Source organism: Henriciella barbarensis, assembly GCF_003576345.1.
Lineage (GTDB): Bacteria > Pseudomonadota > Alphaproteobacteria > Caulobacterales > Hyphomonadaceae > Henriciella > Henriciella barbarensis.
In genome coordinates this window covers 120,046-142,696 of record NZ_QWGB01000003.1, presented here as the reverse complement: position 1 = coordinate 142,696, position 22,651 = coordinate 120,046, and the positions used below count along the sequence as shown (strand labels likewise).

Annotated in this window: 21 protein-coding genes; 15 read left to right on the top strand and 6 right to left on the bottom strand. The window is 58.4% G+C overall.

Annotation, left to right across the window (positions count from 1 at the left end; translation table 11 throughout):
• Positions 1-79 precede the first annotated feature (79 nt).
• From rpsB to D1224_RS01015, 14 genes are all read left to right on the top strand, one after another.
• The gene (rpsB, locus tag D1224_RS01080; protein WP_119378094.1) at positions 80-913 is read left to right on the top strand and encodes a 30S ribosomal protein S2; all 834 of its coding nucleotides are present in this window, start codon (positions 80-82) and stop codon (positions 911-913) included.
• Positions 914-944: 31 nt separating this feature from the next.
• The gene (gene tsf, locus D1224_RS01075; RefSeq protein WP_119378093.1) at positions 945-1,859 is read left to right on the top strand and encodes a translation elongation factor Ts; all 915 of its coding nucleotides are present in this window, start codon (positions 945-947) and stop codon (positions 1,857-1,859) included.
• Between the two features lie 89 nt (positions 1,860-1,948).
• A complete protein-coding gene (pyrH, locus tag D1224_RS01070) occupies positions 1,949-2,686 on the top strand; it encodes a UMP kinase (RefSeq protein ID WP_119378092.1) in 738 nt (245 codons plus the stop codon).
• Positions 2,687-2,704: 18 nt separating this feature from the next.
• On the top strand, positions 2,705-3,259 hold the full coding sequence (gene frr / locus D1224_RS01065) for a ribosome recycling factor (protein ID WP_119378091.1): 555 nt from the start codon (positions 2,705-2,707) through the stop codon (positions 3,257-3,259).
• On the top strand, positions 3,256-4,017 hold the full coding sequence (gene uppS, locus D1224_RS01060; protein ID WP_119378090.1) for a polyprenyl diphosphate synthase: 762 nt from the start codon (positions 3,256-3,258) through the stop codon (positions 4,015-4,017). The genes frr and uppS overlap by 4 nt, the downstream gene beginning before the upstream one ends.
• Positions 4,018-4,845 (top strand): phosphatidate cytidylyltransferase, encoded by an 828-nt coding sequence (locus D1224_RS01055; protein ID WP_119378089.1) that lies wholly within the window; start codon positions 4,018-4,020, stop codon positions 4,843-4,845.
• The gene (dxr, locus tag D1224_RS01050; RefSeq protein ID WP_119378088.1) at positions 4,845-6,044 is read left to right on the top strand and encodes a 1-deoxy-D-xylulose-5-phosphate reductoisomerase; all 1,200 of its coding nucleotides are present in this window, start codon (positions 4,845-4,847) and stop codon (positions 6,042-6,044) included. Before D1224_RS01055 ends, dxr begins: the two co-directional genes overlap by 1 nt.
• Before the next feature lie 2 nt (positions 6,045-6,046).
• A complete protein-coding gene (locus tag D1224_RS01045; protein ID WP_182482116.1) occupies positions 6,047-7,216 on the top strand; it encodes a M50 family metallopeptidase in 1,170 nt (389 codons plus the stop codon).
• 40 nt (positions 7,217-7,256) lie between these two features.
• Positions 7,257-9,821: an outer membrane protein assembly factor BamA gene (bamA, locus tag D1224_RS01040; RefSeq protein WP_119378086.1), complete on the top strand. Its 2,565-nt coding sequence runs from the start codon at positions 7,257-7,259 to the stop codon at positions 9,819-9,821.
• 19 nt (positions 9,822-9,840) lie between these two features.
• Positions 9,841-10,464 carry an OmpH family outer membrane protein gene (locus tag D1224_RS01035; RefSeq protein WP_119378085.1) on the top strand — a complete coding sequence of 208 codons (624 nt, stop codon included), beginning with the start codon at positions 9,841-9,843 and terminating at the stop codon, positions 10,462-10,464.
• A gap of 9 nt (positions 10,465-10,473) precedes the next feature.
• Complete coding sequence (gene lpxD, locus D1224_RS01030) at positions 10,474-11,490, top strand: UDP-3-O-(3-hydroxymyristoyl)glucosamine N-acyltransferase (protein ID WP_119378084.1); 1,017 nt, start codon at positions 10,474-10,476, stop codon at positions 11,488-11,490.
• Positions 11,487-12,278, top strand: a complete 792-nt coding sequence (lpxA, locus tag D1224_RS01025; RefSeq protein WP_119378083.1) for an acyl-ACP--UDP-N-acetylglucosamine O-acyltransferase — start codon at positions 11,487-11,489, stop codon at positions 12,276-12,278. The genes lpxD and lpxA overlap by 4 nt, the downstream gene beginning before the upstream one ends.
• 9 nt (positions 12,279-12,287) lie before the next feature.
• Positions 12,288-13,127: an LpxI family protein gene (locus D1224_RS01020; RefSeq protein WP_119378082.1), complete on the top strand. Its 840-nt coding sequence runs from the start codon at positions 12,288-12,290 to the stop codon at positions 13,125-13,127.
• A gap of 6 nt (positions 13,128-13,133) precedes the next feature.
• On the top strand, positions 13,134-14,279 hold the full coding sequence (locus D1224_RS01015) for a lipid-A-disaccharide synthase (protein ID WP_119378081.1): 1,146 nt from the start codon (positions 13,134-13,136) through the stop codon (positions 14,277-14,279).
• Here the strand turns inward: D1224_RS01015 and gltA are convergent.
• Entirely contained in the window at positions 14,276-15,583 is a 1,308-nt protein-coding gene (gltA, locus tag D1224_RS01010) for a citrate synthase (protein WP_119378080.1), read from the bottom strand. The genes D1224_RS01015 and gltA overlap by 4 nt on opposite strands.
• Positions 15,584-15,607: 24 nt before the next feature.
• Entirely contained in the window at positions 15,608-17,092 is a 1,485-nt protein-coding gene (gltX, locus tag D1224_RS01005) for a glutamate--tRNA ligase (RefSeq protein WP_119378079.1), read from the bottom strand.
• A gap of 36 nt (positions 17,093-17,128) precedes the next feature.
• Here gltX and D1224_RS00995 point away from each other — a divergent pair, with 36 nt between their 5' ends.
• Positions 17,129-19,225, top strand: a complete 2,097-nt coding sequence (locus tag D1224_RS00995; RefSeq protein WP_182482115.1) for a ComEC/Rec2 family competence protein — start codon at positions 17,129-17,131, stop codon at positions 19,223-19,225.
• Here D1224_RS00995 and lexA read toward each other — a convergent pair whose 3' ends face one another.
• The 4 genes from lexA to D1224_RS00975 all read right to left on the bottom strand — a co-directional run bounded on the left by lexA (position 19,226) and on the right by D1224_RS00975 (position 22,632).
• Positions 19,226-19,909 carry a transcriptional repressor LexA gene (gene lexA, locus D1224_RS00990; RefSeq protein ID WP_119378077.1) on the bottom strand — a complete coding sequence of 228 codons (684 nt, stop codon included), beginning with the start codon at positions 19,907-19,909 and terminating at the stop codon, positions 19,226-19,228.
• Between the two features lie 63 nt (positions 19,910-19,972).
• Complete coding sequence (trpC, locus tag D1224_RS00985) at positions 19,973-20,773, bottom strand: indole-3-glycerol phosphate synthase TrpC (protein WP_119378076.1); 801 nt, start codon at positions 20,771-20,773, stop codon at positions 19,973-19,975.
• On the bottom strand, positions 20,773-21,798 hold the full coding sequence (gene trpD / locus D1224_RS00980; protein ID WP_119378075.1) for an anthranilate phosphoribosyltransferase: 1,026 nt from the start codon (positions 21,796-21,798) through the stop codon (positions 20,773-20,775). Before trpD ends, trpC begins: the two co-directional genes overlap by 1 nt.
• A gap of 72 nt (positions 21,799-21,870) precedes the next feature.
• The gene (locus tag D1224_RS00975; protein WP_119378074.1) at positions 21,871-22,632 is read right to left on the bottom strand and encodes an alpha/beta fold hydrolase; all 762 of its coding nucleotides are present in this window, start codon (positions 22,630-22,632) and stop codon (positions 21,871-21,873) included.
• Positions 22,633-22,651: the final 19 nt, after the last annotated feature.

Here is a 22,651-nt window from a genome sequence, read left to right as displayed (position 1 = left end):
CGCGGATCATCCGGTGTCGAGCTCAGCGGTTTGAGCCCGATAGTGTCCGTGCCGGTCAACCGGAAGAGGAAAATATATCATGGCTCTGCCTGAATTCACGATGCGTCAGCTGCTCGAAGCAGGTGTTCACTTCGGTCACCAAACCCACCGCTGGAACCCAAAGATGAAGCCTTTCATCTATGGCGATCGCGCGGGTATTCACATTATGGACCTGTCCAAGACCGTGCCGCTTCTTCACCAGGCGCTGGTCCAGGTTCGCGATACCGTTGCAAAAGGCGGCCGCGTTCTTTTTGTTGGCACCAAGCGCCAGGCCGCGCAGCCGATCGCAGAAGCAGCAGAGCGTTCTGCACAATACTTCATGAACCATCGCTGGCTTGGCGGTACGCTGACCAACTGGACTACGGTTTCCAAATCGATCAAGCGTCTTCGCGAACTTGACGAAGTGCTTTCGGACCGTGACGCATCCGGCCTCACCAAGAAAGAGCTCCTCGTCGTCGAGCGTGAGCGTGACAAGCTGGAGCGCGCCCTTGGCGGTATCTCCAATATGGGCGGCCTGCCGAGCCTCATGTTCGTCATCGACACGAACAAGGAGCAGATCGCGATCAAGGAAGCCAAGAAGCTTGGTATTCCGGTCATTGCCGTGATCGACACCAATTGCGACCCGGACGATGTCGACTTCCCGTTCCCGGGCAATGACGACGCCGCCCGTTCGATCTCGCTGTACTGCAACCTGATTGCCGATGCTGTTCTCGATGGCCTCGCTGAATCTTCAGCCGGCCTCGGCATCGACCTCGGCGAGTCCGAAGACATTGATGCGATGGCCGAAGGCGATGTTGCCGCTGCTGATGCTGCCGCTGGCGAAGCTTCTGAGGCAGACGCCGGCGCAAGCGAAGAAGCCAAGGCCGAAAGCTAAACCCAACACTCAATCTGGAAGGATCTTAGAGATGGCACAGATCACCGCCGCTCTGGTCAAGGACCTGCGTGACCGCACTGGTGCGGGCATGATGGACGCAAAAAAAGCGCTCGTCGAAAATGATGGTGACACGGAAGCCGCCGTTGACTGGCTGCGTGCAAAAGGTCTCTCGAAGGCCGCCAAGAAAGCCGGCCGCGCTGCGGCTGACGGTCTCGTTGCTGCGCTACTGTCTTCCGATGGCACGTCCGGTACGCTGGTCGAGCTGAACGCGGAAACCGACTTCGTTGCTCGCAACGAGAAGTTCCAGTCCGCGCTCGCAGGCATCGCCAAGACCGCTCTCGAAACCGACGGTTCGCTTGAGGCGGTCCAGAACGCACCAGCGCCTCAGGGCGACGGTACAGTCAACGACATGATCACCGGCCTCGTGGCGACAATCGGTGAGAACATGGCGCTTCGCCGCGTTGCGAAAATGACTGCTGAAGGCGGCCAGGTCGCGGCCTATGTTCACAGCCCGGAAGCTGAGAACATGGGCAAGATCGGCGTTCTGGTTGCTGTTGAAGGCAGCGACAAGGCAAAGCTGTCGGACGCCGCCCGCAAGGTTGCGATGCACGTTGCTGCGACGAACCCGGCATCTGCGACGACGGCAGACCTCGATCCTGAGCTGGTCGAGCGTGAACGCCAGATCCTCACGGATCAGGCCCGCGAAAGCGGCAAGCCTGACAATGTCATCGAAAAGATGATCGAGGGCCGCCTCAACAAGTTCTACAAGGAAGTTGTCCTTGTCGAGCAGCCATTCGTCATGAATCCAGACCAGACGGTCGGTGCGTTCCTGGAAGAGCAGGGCGCAACGCTTAAGGGCTTCGCCCGCTTCGGTCTGGGTGAGGGCGTGGAGAAGGAAGAAGACGATTTCGCTGCTGAAGTCGCTTCAATGACTTCCGGCTCCTAAAGCCTGCAAAACTCATCTTAAAGTCTCCCGGCTGCTCATGACAGGCAGCCGGGAATCCTTTACGAGCTAAGCGGCCTTGGGAGACAGTCATGACAACAGAGACCGACCATAGTAGCGAGCTCGTTTATAAGCGCGTTCTCCTGAAGCTATCGGGAGAGGCCCTGATGGGGCCATCGGAATTCGGCATCCATATGCCGACCTGTCTACAGTTTGCCGAAGAAATCGCTGGTGCGATCCGCCAGACGAATGTCGAACTATGCCTGGTCATCGGCGGCGGGAATATTTTCCGCGGTCTTGCCGGTGCAACCAACGGCATGGACCGTTCCCAGGCTGATTCGATGGGCATGCTCGCAACCGTGATGAACGCGCTCGCCATGCAGAGTGCGCTGGAACAGATCGGCACGCCAGTCCGGGTTCAGTCTGCAATTCCCATGGATACCGTGTGCGAGCCCTACATCCGCCGTCGCGCGATCCGCCATATGGAAAAAGGCCGTGTCGTGATTTTTGCGGCCGGGACAGGCAATCCGTATTTCACCACGGATACCGGCGCGGCTCTTCGTGCGGCTGAGATGAACTGCGAAGCCATGTTCAAGGGCACGCAGGTTGATGGTGTCTATTCAGCTGATCCAAAGACGCATGCTGACGCCGAGCGCTATGAGACACTCGGCTATCAGGAAGTCCTCGCGCGCGACCTTCGCGTTATGGATGCTTCCGCAGTCAGCCTGATGCGCGATACAAGCATTCCAATCGTCGTGTTTTCACTCCACAAGAAGGGCGCGTTGCTTGACGTTCTGCGTGGTGTCGGAACATCGACGCTCATCTCTTAATGTGCGAGAACAAGTGCCATGAGTATAAACAAAAAAGATCTAGAGCGCCGGATGGAAGGCGCTGTCGCTTCGCTTCAATCCGATCTTGCTGGCCTGCGGACAGGCCGCGCATCGCCGAACCTGCTCGATACGGTGAACGTGCCAGCCTATGGTTCGACTGTTCCTCTTAACCAGGTCGGGTCGGTTTCGGTGCTCGATGCGCGTACGCTTGCGGTGAACATCTGGGACAAATCCGTTGTAGGTGCCGCAGACAAGGCGATCCGCGAATCTGGCCTGGGTCTCAACCCGGTGACGGACGGCACGACCCTTCGCATCCCGATCCCGGTACTCAATGAAGAGCGCCGCGCCGAGCTTTCCAAAATTGCAGGCAAGTATGCCGAGCAGGCCCGCGTAGCTGTGCGCAATGTGCGCCGCGACGGTATGGACCAGCTCAAGAAGGCCGAGAAAGACAATGAGATCAGCAAGGACGAGGCGCACGGCCTGTCCGATGATGTCCAGAAGATGACCGACACCTATATCGCCCGCATCGACGAGATCGTGAAGGCAAAAGAAGCGGAGATCATGCAGGTTTGATTGCGCAGCCGGCTTCTAACGGGATCCCCGAATATGCCGACCCGTCCAGCCTGCCAGCCCATGTCGGAATCATCATGGACGGGAATGGCCGCTGGGCGACCCGGAACGGCCTGCCGCGTTCTATGGGACATGAACGCGGCGTTGATGCCCTGCGCGAAACAGTCAGGGCGGCCCAGAAGCTCGGTCTGTCCTACCTAACGGTCTATTCCTTCTCGACGGAAAACTGGCGGCGGCCGATGGCCGAAGTGACGGCTCTATTCGCGCTGCTCCGGCATTTCATCAAGAAAGACCTGAAGCGGCTTAAAAGCGAGAACGTGAAAATCAGCGTATTCGGTACGCGTGCGGGTCTCCCGGAAGATGTCTGTTCACTGCTCGACATGGCCGTTGAGGAAACCGCCGGCAATTCGCGCTTCAATCTGGGCATCGCGTTCAATTACGGTGGCCGCGAGGAAATAGCCCGGGCGGCAAAGCAGGTGGCCGAGAAGGTTGCCACGGGTGAGATGGCTATCGAAGATTTTACCGAGGAAGCGATTTCGCGGCATCTTGATACGCACCCGTTTCCTGATCCGGACATGATTATCCGGACTGGGCAGGAGCACCGCCTAAGCAACTTTCTCACCTGGCAGGGCGCCTATGCAGAACTCGTTTTTATGGATGTTCTCTGGCCCGAATTCGGTGAACCGCAGTTAAGAGAAGCGCTTGAGAAATTCGGCGCGCGCGAGCGCCGTTTTGGCGGTCTGGGCAAGGAGGCGGGCTGAATGGTTGCGTCGAGGCCTGGTAGTCACAAGTCGAAAGAGCTGGCCCTCAGACTGGTGTCTGCTCTCGTGCTCATCCCGTTCGCATTGTTCGTTGTCGCCACGGGCGGGTTGGTCCTGGCGATTGCCTGCGCGATTTTCGCTGCCGTGATGGGCTATGAATGGGCGCGGATGACGGCTTCGCCGATCATGCCCGCAACGACTGTGCTTGCAGCGATTTGCGTGTTCGCGGCCTATTTTGGTGACTGGAGTGTCTCATTCATCGCGCTGCTCATCTCTGCCGGACTGATATTTCTTATTCATCCGTCACGCGTAAACGATCGCGCTGTGGCTGCCTTCGGTGTGTTCTATAGCGCCGGGCTGCCGCTCGGGCTGTTCTTCCTGCGTGAGGGGACCTGGTTCGGCCAGGCGGCCGCGCTCATCCTTATGGGGACGGTGTGGGCGTCGGACACAGGCGCTTATTTTGCTGGGCGTGGCTTCGGAGGGCCGCCACTCGCGCCCAAGGACTCGCCTTCCAAGACCTGGAGTGGGGCGATTGGCGCTATGGTCTGTAGCGGCCTCTGTGGTCTTATCGCAGCAGGATTGCTCGACGCTTCCCGAATTTCCTGGCTGTTTGCTGGCTTTGCGATTTCAATTGTTGCCCAGTGGGGCGACCTGTTTGAGTCGTCGCTCAAACGCCGCTATGGCGTGAAAGATACGAGCGGCTTCCTGCCGGGGCATGGTGGCGTCATGGACCGGGTTGACGGTCTGGGTATGGCGGCTGTGTTCTGCGCGTCCACGTTGGCGCTCGTCGCGCCCCTTCACGGATTGCTTGGACTACAGGCCAGTTAATGGCACGCCGGCTCAGCATTCTTGGCTCAACCGGATCGATAGGGCAGTCGTCCCTGTCGGTCGTTTCGCATGCGAACGCCGTTGCGTCTGAACCAGCCTTCGAAATCGAGGCGCTGACAGCGCATACAAATGTCGAGCTTCTGGCCTCGCAGGCGATCGAGTTTGGTGCGCGCACTGCTGTTATTGGCGAAGCGCGCTTTCATGGGGCGCTGAAATCCCGACTGGCGGGGACCGGAATCGAGGCTCGGGCGGGTGCTTCTGCTATTGAAGAGGTGGCGCGGGTTCCAGTTGATCGTGTTGTCGCCTCAATCGTCGGTATCGCAGGCCTCGCTTCGACCCACGCGGCGCTGGAGGCGGGCAACGATATCGCCTTGGCCAACAAGGAAAGCATGGTCTGTGCCGGCCCGCTTCTGAAACAGGTCGCTGCGAAGACGGGCGCGCGGATCGTGCCGACCGATTCCGAGCACAACGCCATGTTCCAGGTGATGGAGCGGGCCGAAGATGTGGACCGCCTCATTCTGACGGCGTCTGGTGGACCATTCCTGCGGACCCCGCTTGAGAAACTTGCGAAAGTGACACCGGAAGAGGCGTGCGCGCATCCCCGCTGGTCGATGGGACGCAAGATATCCGTCGATAGCGCAAGTTTCATGAACAAGGCACTCGAGCTGATCGAGGCGAGTTACCTGTTCGATGTGCCCGAGTCGCGTATCGATGTGCTGGTACACCCGCAGTCGATCATCCACTCGCTGGTCAGCTATGTCGATGGCTCGTTCCTTGCACAGCTCGGCTCACCAGATATGCAGACGCCGATTGCCCACGCTCTTTCATGGCCACATGGCCGCGTTCCGACCGCTGTCGAGCGGCTGGATCTCGCGGCCGTTTCTCGCCTGGAGTTCGAGCATGTTGATGATCAGCGCTTCCCCTCAATCAGACTCGCACGTGCCGCTCTCAACGAATCAGACGCTGCTGTGATCGTCCTGAACGCCTCCAATGAGGAGGCCGTAGACGCATTCCTCAGCGGGCGTTGCAAGTTCACCGATATTAACCGAGTGAATGAGGAGGCTGTTTCGAAGCTAAGCCATAGTTTCACTCACAGCGGCGACTGTCTAAGTCTTGAGGGAATCAGCGATATAGACAGGGAAGCGCGGAAGCTTGCGCGTGAGCTGGTTTCAGCAAGCATGGCCGGCGCGAAGGATTGATGATGTTCGATGGATTTTTAAGCCAGGGCCCTATTTTTATTGTCTGCCTCGTTTTCATGCTGGGCGTCGTGGTCGTTATTCATGAGCTCGGCCATTACTTTGCTGGACGCTATTTCGGCGCCGGTGTTGAGTCTTTTTCGGTTGGCTTCGGGAAACCCATCTTCGAGCGCAGTGACAAGCGTGGCACAAGGTGGCGTGTGAACTGGATCCCGCTCGGAGGGTTTGTGAAGTTTGTTGGCGAAAGCCAGCTACCTGGCGATGTCGGCAAGATAGAGCAGGGACCTGTCGGCAAACCGTTCCACGAGATCGGTGTCTGGCCGCGCATTGCGATAGCAGCGGCCGGGCCGGTGGCGAACTTCATACTCGCGGCGCTCATCTTTGCTGTCTTTTTTTACTTCAATGGCGCCTATCAGGCCCGCGTTGGCGTAACGAGTGTCGTTGAAGGCGGCGCGGCGGCAGAAGCTGGTATCGAGGCAGGTGATATCTTTGTGTCGATGGGCGGAGAAGCCGTCGATAATGCTGGCGCGTTGCAGACAATTGTTTCGATGTCGAGCAACAAGAAGCTTCGCACCATCGTCGAGCGCGATGGCGAGGAGGTTGAGCTGAATGTGACGCCGCAGCGCCAGATGCGTGAGAACGCTGTGGGACAGGTTCAGGCGCTCGGCACGATTGGTATCACGCTTCAGGAGCTTCGCGATACCGCGCAGCGTATCCACTACAATCCGGTAGAATCTCTCGCGATGGGCGGTGCGCAGACATGGGATACGGTTGCCAAGACCACTGACATGATTGGCCGCATGATCACGGGCAAGGAAGCGCTAAGCTCGCTAAGTGGGCCCGTGGCGATTGGAGATATCAGCCGCCGGGTCGTCAATCGTACGATGGCGAATAGTGAAGTACCGCTGACGACCCGCATCAATGCGCTGTTCTGGAGCATGATGACTATCTGCGCGGCGGTGTCTGTAGGAATTGGCTTCTTTAATTTACTTCCACTTCCTGTGCTTGACGGTGGCCACATTGTATTCAATTGCTATGAAGCGTTTGCGGGCAAACCCTTGCCGGCACGCATACAGGAGGGGGCCTTGATGGCCGGTATGTTCCTGCTTCTGGGAATGTTTGTATTCATTACCTGGGGCGATGTACTGGAAACAGGGCTGTTCAACGGCGCTTGAGGCTGATAGCCGAATTCCGTTGTAAATTGAGAGAGACGCCATGCGATCAGTCTTCGTTGCTTCCATGATTAGTGTTGCCGCGATGCTCGGCACGTCCACAGCGGTCGGTGCCTTGCTGTCTGCGAAGGCTCAGGCGCCTCAATCCGCCGAACGGATCCGTACGATCCAGGTCGAAGGTAATGAGCGCATCGAGGACCGCACGATCCAGTCTTACCTTCTGGTCGAACCTGGCGACCCATTTGACGCCGAGCGTATCGACCTTTCGCTGAAGACCCTCTTCGCGACAGGCCTGTTTGCTGACGCTTCGTTTGAGAAGTCTGGCAACGATCTGGTCGTCCGCGTGGTCGAGAACCCGATCATCAATCGCGTCATCTTCGAGGGGAACAGCTCCATCGACGACGACAAGATGCGCGAGGAGATCCAGGTTGCCCCGCGCGGTATCTTTACCGCAGCGCGTGTCCAGGCCGATGTCCAGCGTGTTCTGGAGCTTTACCGCCAGTCGGGCCGCTTCGCTGCAACAGTCGAGCCGCAGTACAAACCGCTTGAGCAGAACCGCGTCGATCTCGTCTTCGTCGTCAACGAGGGCCCGGTTACGGGTGTCCGCTCGATCAACTTTATCGGCAACGAAGAATATGCCGACCGACGTCTTCGCAGTGAAATCGCGACGCGCCAGTCGCGCTGGTGGCGTTTCTTCAGCTCGAACGACAACTATGATCCGGGCCGTCTGGAATACGACCGTGAGCTTCTGCGTCAGTTCTATCAGAACAATGGTTATTACGACTTCCGCGTCGTGTCGGCCGTGGCTGACCTGACGCCGGACCAGGAAGACTTCTACATCACCTATACGGTTGATGAGGGCGTCCAGTACAATTTCGGCACGGTCAACGTGTCGACCCAACTCGACAAGCTCAATAGCGATGCGTTGCGCAATACGCTCTCCATTCAGGAAGGCGATCTGTTCCGCGGTAACCGGATCGAGGATGCAATCGACACGCTGACCTATGCTGCTGGTATTGCCGGCTACGCATTTGTCGACATCACGCCGGACCTGCGTCCGAACCCTGAAACCAATACGGTCGACGTCACCTTTGCCATCGATGAAGGCCCGCGCGTCTACATTGAGCGGATCAACATCGTGGGGAACACCCGGACGCTGGACCGGGTTGTGCGCCGCGAGCTTCGCGTGTCCGAAGGCGACGCTTTCAACCGTGTCCTGCTTGACCGTTCGCGTAACCGCGTACGGGCACTCGGCTACTTCAAGGAAGTCGAAATTACCGAGAATCCAGGCTCTGAGTCAGATCGCACGGTTGTCGACGTGAAAGTTGAAGAGCAGCCAACCGGTGAGCTTTCATTCGCCGCGGGGTACTCCTCCGTGGACGCCTTCCTGTTCGATGTAAGCGTTTCCGAGCGCAACCTTCGTGGCCGTGGCCAGACAGCGATTGCGCGTATCTCCGCATCGCAGCGTCAACAATATGTGGACCTGCGCTTCCGCGAGCCGCGCTTCCTCGACCGCAACCTTGCAGCAGGTATCGATATCTTCTCGTCGCGGTCTGACTTCTCGAACATCGGTTTCGGTGGCTTTACCTCCGACACAATTGGTGCTGGCGTGAACCTCGGCTTCCCGCTGACGGAGAATACAAACCTCGGCCTGCGTTACCGGCTGCAGCAGGATGAGCTCGACATCAATCTCGGGAATGTCGTCATTGATGGGAGTGGTGACCTGCTGATTATCACGGATACGTTCGATGGTGGCACCCCGGACGACCCGAGTGATGACACCGCGTTCGACCGCCCCGCAACGGCTTCGGATGACCTGCCTGCTAGCGCGCTCGTCGTTGATGCGTGTTCGCCGCTCTACAATAATCGTAGCTTTTCGAACTGCCGGAATGAACGCGCCGAACTTTCTTCGATCATCGGTTATACGTTCAACTGGGACCGCCGGAACGATCCGATCCAGCCAACAGGCGGTTTCGACTTCTCGTTCAGCCAAGATCTGGCCGGTGTCGGCGGCGATGTTCAGTACATCCGGACCGAGTCGTCAGCCGCAGCCTATCAGGGCATCTTCAAAGGTGTTCGCGCCAGCGTTCGTCTTTCAGGCGGCTATATCGGGTCCTGGGGCGGTGACGAAGGCATCCGGATCAACAACCGCTTCTTCCGCGGTGGCAGTACGTTCCGTGGCTTCGACGTTGCGGGCCTTGGCCCACGTCGTATTGTTCGTGAAGTGGATGCCGACGGAAATACGCAACGTATCCGCAAGGGCCGCGCGCTTGGTGGTAAAGCCTATTATCAGGCGACCGCAGAGCTGACCTTCCCGAACTTCCTGCCAGAGGAATACGGCATTGATACCGCGCTCTTCCTTGAGGCAGGTTCTGTCGGTGAACTTGACGATATCGACACCGAACCAACAAACATTACGCAAATCGGGCCAGACCTGTTTGCGATTGAAGAATCCCAGACTTCCATGCCTCTTCGGGCATCGGCAGGTCTTTCGGTGGGCTGGGACTCGCCGTTCGGACCAATCCGGTTCGATTTCTCTCAAATCCTCAAGAAAGAAGAGTACGACCGGACCGAGACGTTCAGGTTCAGTACCTCAACACGCTTCTAGAAGTTCTCAGGAGGAACTCATGAAACTCATTAAAACCGCAGCGGCGTCAGTCGCTGTCATGATGTCGTCTGCAATTGTCGCTGCTCCGGTGGCGCAGGCGCAGAATTCCGAAGTCGTTGTTATCAACCAGCAGCGCGTCATGGCTGAAAGCACAGCTGGACAGGATATTGCACAAAAGCTCGAGCAGATCGGCACGTCGATCCAGAATGAACTGACGCCGGAAGCAAACGCTCTCCAGCAGCAGGCCCAATCGCTGGAGGCCCGCACGGCAAATATGTCGAGGGAAGCTATCGCAGCTGATCAGGCTCTTCGCACCGAGGTCCAAGCTTACGCGCAACGGGCTCAGCAGTTCAGCCTCGATCGCCAGTTCGCCGCCGCAGAACTCCAGGCAACCGAGCGGGCCGCATGGCAGCGTTTCTATCAGGCGCTGCAGCCCGTGCTGGAACAAGTTATCACTGAAAGCGGCGCAAACGTGATGCTGGATACATCTCAGACGGTATGGTCGTCAGAGGCCGTGGATGTCACCGGATCAGCGATCATGAAGATGAATGCTTCGCTGCCGACGGTTGAAGTCACACGTCAGCGTCTTTCGGCTGAAGATCGCCAGCGCTTGATCCAGCAGCAACAGCAGCAGCAGCAGTAGCGTTCCGCCGTGCCAGCAGACCCAAGGTTCTTCCGTTCTATCGGGCCCCTAAGCCTTGGGGAGTTGGCCGCCGCGACTGGCGCTGAGCTCAAGGGCGATCCGGGTACACTCGCGACCAATGTCGCTGCCTCTGCGCGTGCCCGCATTGGGGAGATCTGCTATTACGAGGGCAAGAAGCCGCCAGCGGCCGATGCAATAAGTGCGGAGGCGACGGCTTGTTTCATTCGTGAAGACTTTGCTGTGGCATTGCCGGACGGTGTCGCTGCTCTTGTTACGCCCCTGCCGCGGCATGCACACGCTGTGGCGGCGAAGAAGCTGATACAGTTTCGTGATTGGGGCGACGTCGAAGCGCCTCACGAAGCGACCAACATCCACCCAGGGGCTCGGATCGCGCCAACGGCGCATATTGGCGAAGGGGCCGCGATCGGAGATCGATCGATCATAGCGCCAAATGCCGTTATAGGGCCCGGCGTTCAGATAGGCCGAGACTGCGTCATTGGCGCGAACGTCAGCATCCAGTGCGCGCTGATCGGCAATCATGTTAAGGTCTATTCGGGTGCACGCATCGGTGAGGCGGGTTTCGGCGTGATGTCTGGGCCAGCAGGCGCAGAGGATGCACCGCAATTCGGCCGGGTCATCCTTCAGGATGGCGTAACCGTTGGTGCAAATAGCTGTGTCGATCGCGGGGCTTTCGATGACACGATTATCGGCGAGAATACCAAGATCGATAATCTTTGCCAGATCGCTCACAATGTCGTGCTGGGCCGCAACGTCCTGATGGCCTCCTTTGCCGGCATATCTGGCACCGTTACCATCGGTGACGGTGTGCAGCTTGGCGGGCGTGTCGGCATTGCTGATCACGTTGTTATCGGAGAGGGCGCACAGATAGCAGCGTCGGCTGGTGTATTCCGGGAGATCCCGGCCAGGGAAACCTGGGGTGGCACACCCGCCCGGCCTCTTCGTGACTGGATGCGGGAAATTGCCTGGGTACAGAAGCAAACATCGAGGGAAAGGCGCAAATCTTGACCACAAACATCCATCCGACGGCGATAGTCGAAGAGGGCGCAAGCCTGGGAGAAGATGTTAGCGTCGGTGCCTTTGCCTACATTGGCTCGGAGGTAACGCTTGGCAATGGCTGCCGCATTCATCAACGTGCAACTGTAACAGGGCGAACAGAACTTGGCGCGCATGTGGAAGTCTTTCCGGGCGCCGTTATCGGAACGCCGCCGCAGATTCTGAATTTCAAGGATGATGGAACTTCTCGTCTCGTTATCGGAGCGTCAACTGTTATTCGCGAGCACGTCACGATCCACAGTGGCTCCCCGGCGCACGGCGGCCTGACAAAGGTTGGAGCCAATTGCCTCCTCATGGTCGATGTGCACGTGGCGCATGACTGCATGGTGGGTGACAAATGCGTCCTGGCGAACAATGTCGCACTCGGCGGCCATATTATCGTTGAGGACCAGGTCTGGATGGGTGGCCTGGCTGCCGTGCACCAATTCTGTCGCATCGGCCAACATGCATTTGTCGGCGGCGGTGCCATCGTTGTCGCCGACGTAATCCCATACGGTTCAGTGATAGGTAATCATGCCCATCTCGCAGGTCTCAATATCGTTGGCATGAAGCGGCGCGGCTTTAGCCGCCAATCCATTCATGACCTCCGTGCGGCTTACCGTATGCTGTTTGCCAAGGAAGGCACATTCAGCGAACGGGTGAAAGACGCCGAAGAGACATATGGGGAATGCGCAGAGTTGATGGAAATCATCCGGTTCATACGCTCAAGCAAGAACCGGTCTCTCTGCCTACCGGAATAGGCCGCAACCATGAAGAAGCTCGCCATCATTGCCGGACTGGGAGACCTTCCGGTCTCTATCGCATTGGCCGCCCGGGAACGCGGGCAGGACCTCCACGTCTTCCGGCTTTCGGGCTTTGAAGAAAAGAGGCTGGAAGCCTTCGATCATGAGACGCTGGGTATTGGGCAGATCGGACATCTCATCAAGCGCCTGAAAAAAGTCGGGTGCGAACAGGTCGTTCTGGCGGGTATCGTAAAGCGCCCCAATTTTTCCGACATCAAACTCGATATACGCGGTGCCAAACTGCTGCCTCGAGTGCTGAAAGCTGCTCGTAGTGGCGACGACGCCTTGTTGCGGGTCATCGTTGCCGAGCTGGAGGCAGAAGGTTTCGATGTGATCGCAGCCGAAAGCGCAGCGCAAGAACTCACAGTCGGTGAAGGCTTGATTTTCGGGCAGGATCCTTCGGAGGCTGAGCTTGCCGATCTGAGAAAAGCGGCCCGTATTGCGAGCGAGCTGGGGCGTCTGGATATCGGGCAGGGGTGTGTCGTGTGCGATGGCTTGGTTTTAGCTGTAGAGGCGCAGGAAGGCACCGACCGAATGCTTGGGCGGATTAACGAGCTGGAGGATGAAATCAGGGGCGCATCAACAGCTCCTCGGGGTGTCCTGGTGAAAAGGCCGAAGCCCATTCAGGAACGTCGCATCGACCTTCCCACGATTGGTCCCATGACAATTCAGAAGGCAGCGGAGGCTGGCCTTGCCGGTATAGGTGTCGAAGCAAAAGGTGCACTCTTGCTGAATCGAGATGAGATCGGGAGACGCTGCGCCGATACGGGCGTGTTCCTGTTCGCTTTCCCGAAGAATTGGAGCTAGCAGCTCATGGCGCCCAGCATCTATTTCGTCGCCGCTGAAGCGTCAGGCGACCTTCTGGCCGCTGAGATTGTCGATGAGCTCCGCCAGGCCGAGCCTGCGGTAACACTCAACGCCATTGGCGGAGACCAGCTTGCTGCACGTGGTCTGATCTCACCGATCGATATCTCGCCGCTCTCGGTTGTCGGACTTCTGGAAGGTGTGAAGATTTATCGCGAAGTCGTGGCGCTGGCCGATGCGGCGGCGAGGGCCATCATCGACTCCGGAGCGGATACTGTCGCTCTTGTTGATTCCTGGGGGTTTACCTTACGGGTTGCGCAACGGGTTCGCGCCCTTGCGCCGCAAATTCGGCTCGTGAAAGTTGTAGGCCCGCAGGTCTGGGCAACGCGACCAGGTCGTGCCAAAACGCTTGCCCAAACCGTGGATCACCTTGTCTGTATCCACGGCATGGAGGCTCCATTCTATGAGCCTTTTGATCTTCCGGTCACGGTGATGGGAAATCCGGCGCTTTCACGCGGACACAAGGGGGATCCTGCCGCTGGTCGCGAAGCTCTGGAAGCTGGAAGAAACCCGGTACTTCTCGTACTGCCAGGCAGTCGGAGAAGTGAAATTGACGCCGTAGCGCCCGCGTTGCTCGAAGCAGCCCTTAAGGTCAAGGAAGCCCGACAGGAAGTTCGTGTCGTGTTTCATCCTGCTTCGAACATACGCGCCTACTTCGTTGAAAAATATGGAAATCGGTTCGAATGGGCCAGTTTAAGCCCTGAAGATGCCGATCGGTTTGATGTGATGTCAGCCGCTTCCTATGCGCTCGCCTGTTCAGGCACGGTCACGAGTGAGCTCGCGTTTCAGGACACACCGTTTCTTGTTGGTTATCAGACCGGCTGGGTTACATGGTCGCTTGCGCGCTTTTTCCTGTTCAAGCCGACCCATATCACGCTTCTTAATATTGCCGCAGATGATACCGAGGTCGTGCCGGAGTTCGTACAGACCAAGTTCAAGCCAGAGCTGATGGCAACAGAAGCACTTCGAATGCTTAGCAATGAAAGTGCGCGCCAGGCGCAGATCACAGCACAGAAAAACGCCCTCGCACGAATGGGCGAGGGCGGTCTTCAATCAGCTAAAATTGCTGCCAGCGTATTGTTGGCGCGGGATTAGCCGCGCTCTGATACCGGCTTGAAATCACGCAGCGGTGCGCCGGTGTAGATCTGGCGTGGACGGCCGATGCGCTGGGTCGGGTCTTCGATCATCTCGTTGAGTTGTGAGACCCAGCCAACGGTGCGGGCCAAGGCGAATAGCACGGTGAACATCTCGGTCGGGAAGCCCATCGCATCCAGGATGATACCCGAGTAGAAGTCGACATTCGGGTAAAGCTTCTTCTCGACGAAATACTCATCCTCGAGTGCGATTTTCTCGAGTTCCATTGCGACCTTGAGGATTGGCGTATCCTTGATGCCAAGCTCGTTGAGAACCTCGTGCGCCGTTTCCTGCATCACCTTGGCGCGTGGATCGTAATTCTTGTAGACGCGGTGCCCAAAGCCCATGAGGCGGAACGGATCTTCCTTGTCCTTCGCGCGTGCGATGAATTCTGGAATACGATCCACAGAACCGATTTCGTGAAGCATGTTGAGGCAGGCTTCGTTTGCGCCACCATGTGACGGCCCCCAGAGACAAGCCACGCCCGCTGCCACGGCTGCGTATGGGTGCGCGCCGGACGAACCAGCAAGGCGTACCGTAGATGTCGAGGCGTTCTGCTCATGGTCTGCGTGGAGGATGAAGAACCGGTCCATCGCCTTGGCTAGGGTCTGGCTGATCTTGTAATCCTCTGCCGGCACCGAGAAACACATGCGCAGGAAGTTCTCTGCATAGGAGAGGTCATTGCGCGGGTTCACGAATGGTTGGCCGATGGAGTATTTATAAACGCGTGCAGCCAGCGTTGGCATTTTCGCGAGCAGACGGATGGAGGCCAGACGGCGCTCTTCCGGATCGGCGCTATCCATCGAGCTTGGATAGAAAGCCGACATCGCACCAACCGTACCAGTCAGCATCGCCATCGGGTGGCTGTCACGACGGAAGCCTTCGAAGAAGCGATCCATCTGCGTGTGCAGCAGGGTGTGCTGCGTAATCTCGCGGGCAAAGCTCTTGAACTGGGTGCCAGTTGGCAGCTCTCCGTTTAGCAGCAGATAGCAGACTTCGAGATAGCCAGACTGTTCGGCGAGCTGGTCGATTGGGTAGCCGCGGTGAAGAAGAACGCCTTCCTCGCCATTGATGAAAGTGATCTGAGACTCACAGCTTGCGGTCGACGTGAAGCCCGGGTCCAGCGTAAAGACACCAGCATCGCCGTAGAGCTTCTTAACATCAACGACGTTCGGACCAAGCGTCCCACTCAGAACAGGCAGTTCGTGGGTTTTGCCGTCAATTTCAATGTTCGCCGTCCCGGCAGGTTTCGTCTTGTTGATCATATCAGCTCTCTCATCCGTGTCGGTCTATTCACTCTGCATGTCAGTGCGAGCGAGGTGAAAATCAATGCGTGCCAGGGTCTCAGTGCGGCCGAGCCATTCCATGACCGGCGCGAGGTCCGGTGCAGGAAGACCTCCAGTCAGGGCTGCGCGCACGGGAGGGCCAACCTGACCAAAGGACAATTCGTTTGCAGCGCAGTAAGACTGTAACGCCTGTTGCAGGGCGGTATCGCGCCATTCCGCTACATTGGCAATGGCCTGTCGCAATTCTGACAGGCGATTGAGATTGTCGCCAGACAGAGCCTTGCGCGCCTTCTTGTTGAGATTGTCAGTATTGGCGCTCCAGAGAAAACGGAACGCCTCTGCCAGTTCGGGCAGGGTCGCACCGCGGTCTTTCATGGAAGGAAGTGCTTCAGCGATTCGCTGCTGGATTGTTTCGTCCAGAGGTCCGCCTTTGGCTTCCTCAAGCCATGGCAGAAGAAGCGAAAGCAGTTTCGTGTCATCGCAAGCGCGGATGAAGTGCGCATTGACGTCATTCAGCTTGGCGATATCAAGCCGAGCAGGCGACCGATTGATCGCTTCGATGGAAAATACGTCGGCCGCCGACCCCAGTGTGAAAATCTCCTCGTCCCCATGGCTCCAGCCAAGACGCAAAAGGTAGGAGTTTATCGCTTCCGGTAGGTAGCCCATATCACGATAGGCGGTCGTGCTGAGAGCGCCGTGGCGTTTTGAAAGTTTCGCGCCATCGTCGCCGTGGATCATTGGTACGTGCGAGAAGTGCGGCACGTCCCAATCCATTGCCTGATAGATTGGTATCTGGCGAAAAGTATTCCGCAGGTGATCGTCTCCGCGAATTACGTGCGTGACACCCATATCATGGTCATCAACCACAACAGCCAGCATGTAGGTTGGCGATCCGTCCGCACGGAGCAGGATGAGGTCATCAATTTCACGCGCTGCGACCTTCACGTCTCCCTGCACGCCGTCCTTAACAAAAATCTGCCCATCATCGGGCGCGCGTAGACGGATCGTATACGGCGCATCCGGCGCAGGGGCTTCTCCACCATCCCTCCAGGGCGAACGGAATGGCGCGAGCAGGTCCTCCGCTTTGCGAAGCAGCGCCTGGCGCTCATCTTCGCCGACGCCTTCCTGTTTCGCGGCGGCGCGGGCAGCTTCGCCTTCATCGCGGCGAGCCTGAAGCTCTTCGGGAGTCGCATAGCAGCGAAAGGCGCGCCCCTTTGCGACCATTTCCTCAGCGCATTCGACATGCCGTCCGGCCTGCGCACTCTGGAACACAGGCGGCTCATCGGCGTTGAGGCCAAGCCAGCTCATACCGTCGAGAATCGCATCTACGGCTTCCTGGGTGGAACGGGCCTTGTCGGTATCTTCGATACGCAGCAAGAATTTTCCTTGGTTGCGACGTGCAAACAAGTAGTTGAAAAGAGCTGTGCGTGCGCCGCCAATGTGGAGCATGCCAGTCGGGGAGGGGGCAAATCGCGTTATCGTCGTCATCAGTCTGACAAACTGTCCGGTTCTGCTTCTGATCAGGTGTCTGGGCGCCATGAACACGCTGAAAGGGCATCAGGCAAGAGGCGCGCTGAATTCCCTCGCGGCGGCTCTACCGAGAGCCATATTTTACACCTCGTCCTGAACGGTCCGCTCTATTTTGCGCTTGGACTTTGTCTCGGTGCAATTGTATATTTTTCAGCGCCTTTCGAGCCGCCACTGCTGGGGCTCGTCATTCTTTCAGCCATAGGCGCTGCTGTCATCTTCGGACTTCGTCGCGTCGAAGCGTTTGCGCTGCGACTGGTTCTGATTCTGTGCATTGGTGCTATCGGCGGCGTCTTTGTCTCAAAAGTGCATACCCTGGTCCGGCCTGCGCCGCCCGTGCAGGAAATGATCGGGCCAACGATGATCGAAGGCTGGGTCAGCGCGGTCGAGCCGGGGGAGAAAGGTGTACGCCTCAGGATTGACGTTCACGCAATCGGCGGGCTTCCCCCCGGACGCCTCCCGGGTCGGATTCGGCTGACCCATTCACTTTCGCTGAACGTTGCGCCGGGCCGATTTGTTCGTTGCTGGGCAGTCCTGAGGCCGCCGCCTCAACCGGGAATGCCCGGAGACTATGCTTTCAACAGACAAGCCTTTTTCGATGGGCTGGACGGTGTTGGCTATGTGCAGGGTCGTTGCCGAGGCGGGGCGCTGGGCCCCGAGCGCGGCCTTCACAAGAAATTGCGCAGCACCATCAACGTCATGCGGCGATCTCTCGCTATTCATGTGCGCGATGCGGCTGGGGAACGCGCCGGGGGCTTTGCGGCTGCGCTCGGATCCGGCGACCGGAGTTTCATGGTGCAGGAAGATGTTGAAGCGCTTCGTCGTGCAGGACTCGCTCATCTGCTCGCCATATCCGGGCTCCATCTCGGGATCGTAGGCGGGCTCATCTATGTCAGCATCCGGCGGGGACTCTCACTTTGGGAGTGGTTTGCTCTGCGTGTTCCAGTGCAGAAGCCGGCGGCGGCCGTCGCGCTCATTATGACAGCGCTCTATCTCGTGCTTTCGGGCGCAAGCATATCGACCCAACGAGCCTTTATCATGGCGGCAGTCTTCTTCGGGGCCATCCTCCTGGACCGGTCCCCCCTCAGTTTCCGATCATTTGCGGTTGCCATGTTCGCCGTGATCTTGATCCAGCCCCACAGCGTAATGACGCCTGGCTTTCAGATGTCGTTTGCAGCAACAGGCGCGCTGATCGCCACGTATCTGGTGTGGCGCGAGAGGCGTCAGGCGATGGCGGCCGGGGCTTCAGGCAACGGCTTTGTCTTCACGCTGCAGTCGCTTGTAGTGACATCCATCGTTGGAGCGGGCGCAACAGCGCCATTCGCCCTTTATCACTTCGACCGCGTGGCCCCGGGTGGGCTGTGGGCAAACCTTCTTGCCATGCCGATCATCACATTTGTGAGTGCGCCATTCGCTGGACTTGCCTTGGCGACGGCGCCCCTCGGTTTGGACGAACCCTTCCTCAGAGCTTTCGGGTGGTCGCTCGAGCAGGTTCTGATGATCGCGCACTGGGTTTCGACCCAGCCGGGTAGTGACGTCATGATCACGGACCCCATGCCAGCAGGTGTGCTTCTTGTGCTGAGCGTGGGACTGATTGCGGTCTGTCTGGTGAAAGGTGTCCGGTATCGGATCCTGACGGGGGTGGGAACAGCCGTTACCGCGGCTATTGTTTGGCTGAGTCTACCGTCACTCGTACTTCACTGGTCGGCCTCCGGCGAAGTTCTGCTACGCGACGCCGAGAACGGTTGGAAGAAGCTGGCGATCGCGGACGGCGATGGCTTGTCGCCGCTTACCTTAAACGATCTTCCTGCTACCCATGAATGTCGTGGAAAGATGTGCGAGTTTGAAACGTCCGTCGGTATGGTCGCAATCGCGTACGAATTGCCGACATGCATCCCCGATGCGGCTCTAACCCTTCTCGTGGATGCAAGTCCGGGGCGTTGCTCGCCAGGAGGACGCGTCATCACCTGGAACGATGTTCAGAAAGCCGGCGGACTAAGTCTTGTGCGAGGTTGGGCAGGAGCAAGCCATATTCGCGCCGTGCCGTGCGGCAGACGCAAATGGCAACCCTGTATCGACAGAACTGAGAACTAACTAGTCGTACCGGCGTACGAGAGCGACGAGGCGCCCCTGAATGCGTACGCGATCCGGGCCAAAGATGCGTGTCTCATAAGCCGGGTTCGCTGCTTCAAGCGCAATGGATGCACCTTTTTTGCGGAGCCGCTTCAGCGTCGCCTCTTCCTCGTCGATAAGTGCCACGACGATGTCCCCACTATGCGCATCTTCCGTACGCTTCAGAATAACGAGGTCACCGTCATGGATACCCGCGTCGATCATCGAGTCGCCCTTCACTTCGAGCGCGAAATGCTCGTCTCCCTCTGGAAGGTCGGCTGGTGGATGAATACGACTGGTTTCGTGCTGGATGGCTTCGATCGGCACACCCGCGGCGATACGTCCGAGGACAGGAATGGTCCGGCCGGACATGGTTGGCGCCGGCATAGCATTGCCTACTACGCTAGGCCGGAAAACCTGGCGTCCGCGAGGGGGCGCCGATGGCGCTGCTGAATCCGGTAGCTTCAGGACTTCAAGCGCGCGTGCCCGATTGGCGAGGCGCTTGATAAAGCCGCGCTCTTCCAACGCGGTGATCAGGCGGTGAATGCCAGACTTTGACGCGAGATTGAGGGCTTCCTTCATCTCGTCAAAAGAAGGTGAGACCCCATCGCGTTTGATTCGCTCATGGATGAAGAGCAGCAGCTCTTTCTGTTTATTGGTCAGCACAGTCTGGCCTCCGGATCAAAACCTGTTTGTTCACATGTGTTCTACATGCGTTCCCGTTTCAGGTCAATCGTCAAGAGCCTTTCTGAGATCGTTGCAGGTGCTTGCCCGGTTTTGGGCTTTCATCAAGCTTTCGCCGATCAGGAATCGCCGCGCGCCACTCTTTGCCAAGCGGCGAATGTGATCAGGCGTGGAAATCCCGCTCTCCGAAATGAGGGTTTTCCCATCCGCCAGATGTGGGGCCAGACGTTCGGTCGTCGAAAGGTCCGTTACCATACGCTTGAGATCACGGTTATTGATACCGACGAGCGAGCATGGAAGCGCGTTAGCCCGTTCAAGTTCAACTTCGTCGTGGACTTCCACGATAGCGTCCATGCCCAGCGTTGTGGCAGCTGAAAGAAGTTCGCCGGCAAGCCCGTCATCGACGGCTGACAGGATGACGAGGATTGCGTCAGCGCCCGCAGAGCGAGCTTCCGCAACCTGTATCGGGTCTATCATGAATTCCTTGCGCAGCAGCGGAATGTCCACAGCGGCGCGAATGGCGCGGAGATCGTCAAGTGACCCACCAAAGCTGGGAAAGTCCGTCAATACTGAAAGGCAGGCAGCGCCTGAACTCTCGTACTCCTGTGCGATGGCAATGGGATCCGCGCCCGGAAGTATGTCGCCGGCCGACGGTGACTTGCGCTTCAACTCACAGATCAGCGCGGCGTCTCCGAGTGCGGATATCTCTGCGAGACGTCGCTCGAACCCGCGCGGAGATCGCGCATTTCTGCTTGCCTCGAGCAACGCATTCGTCGTTGTCACGCGCTTCAGCGCAGCGACTTCGTCCCGTTTGTATTCTATGATGCGGTCCAGGGCGGTCGCCATTATTGAGTCCTTCCGGAGCTGGTATCAGCCAGTAACGAGAGCGTATGGAGCGCGCGACCACTGTCGATGGCGTCGGAGGCGAGCGCCACGCCGTGGCGAATGTCATCTGCAAGCCCAAGCAGCAAGAGGCCAGCCGATGCGTTCAGAAGAACGACGTCACGGAATGGACCGGGCCTTCCTTCGAGCAGGTCCCGGATCGCGCCTGCATTGTCTTGAGGTGCACCGCCCTCAAGCGATGCGAGCGGGCTGGTGTCCAAGCCAGCGTCCGCTGGTGTGAGCGAGAACGAACTGATCTTGCCGTCAGCTACTTCCCGGATCCTGGTCTCCCCAGATATCGAGATTTCATCGATGCCGTCGACGCCGTGAACGACCCAGGCTTTTTCGATGCCGAGTTTCAGAAGCGTCTCAGCCATCGGATCGAGCCAACGCTCATCATAGACGCCAAGTATCTGGTGGGTCGCATTGGCTGGATTCGAAAGCGGGCCGAGAAGGTTGAAGATGGTCCGGATGCCGAGGCTGGCCCGGATGGGTGCAACATGCCGCATCGCTGAATGGTGGCTACGCGCAAACAGGAAACCTACGCCCGCTTTTTCTATGCAATTCTCGAAAGTCTGGGGGGTGATGTCGAGTTCGACCCCAAGCGCCTCCAACACGTCGGCAGAGCCAGTTTTGGGAGGGACAGACCGGTTGCCATGCTTTGCGACGCGGCCACCGGCGGCCGCAATGACGATTGCGCTGGCGGTCGACGTGTTAAGCGATTTCCATGGAAGACCGCCCGTCCCACAAGTATCGAGCAGAGGACCTGGCGCGCTCACTGTTCGAGCATGCCGGCGCATGGCTCTGGCGCCAGCGTAGAGCTCATTGGATGTCTCCCCGCGAACGGCCAGTCCCATGAGAAAGGCACCTACTTGCTCAGGCGTACTTTCGCCGGCAAGCAGCGTGTCGAAGGAAGCTTCGAGAACCTTAACCGGCAATTCCTCGGACCGGGCGAGTGCCTTGATGGCGTCATTGAGAGCTTGGGTCATTCGTCGGTCTTCCAGCACTTATTTTGGTGCGCGATAGAGGCGATGTGAGCGCCAATCAAGCGGGTGACGTCTCTAGTAACCCAGAAAAGCGCTAATCTGCGACAGGATGGCCGGATCGAGCGCGAGATCACGGTGGCTGAGATCGTCGACAATCAGTGTTTCAGCATTACCCAAGGACGCGCCGAGTGCTTCTATTTGCGGGGCTGGGCAACTCTCATCGGCCTGGGAGCCGATAAGCAGTATCTGCCCCTCAAAACGGGCCAGCAAGGCTGCTAGATCTGGCGGCGCCGTGTCCTCGGCCTTTCTCTCCAGAAGGAGTTCAGCTGCACGGGCGATCACGTCATCGGGCACGCCCTTACGGCGCTGGCGCTCGCTCCAGTGTTCGATAGGCGGGGCGATCATCACCAGATAATCAGCCTGTGCTCCTTCCGATATGGCTGCTGCTGCTGCCAGGGACCCGAACGAATGAGTGATGATCGCGTCTATGGGCTGTTGATCGGTGCAGACATCCAAAACCGATTGTCCCGCGAATTGCCAGGAGCAGGTCTCTGCGCTGGAGGCGCCGTGGGCTGGCAGGTCTATCAGCAGAGCAGGGCGGCCATTCTGAATGAAGTCCATGGCGAAACGTCGCCAGATACGGTGCGTGTCATCCCAGCCATGGACAAAAAGTGTTGGAGCACCGTCACCAGCCCTCCAGGCGGGCGTAGAAAGCGTTTCACCCTGCACGTCGAAGCGGGTTTGCGGCGGCAAGAGGTTCTGGCCGGGCGCAGCGCTCGGGGAGCGGGGCTTCAGCTCGTCCAGCAGTGCCTCGGCGTCTCTGGTCAGCTGGTCCATGGCATCCTCCGGTCGTCTG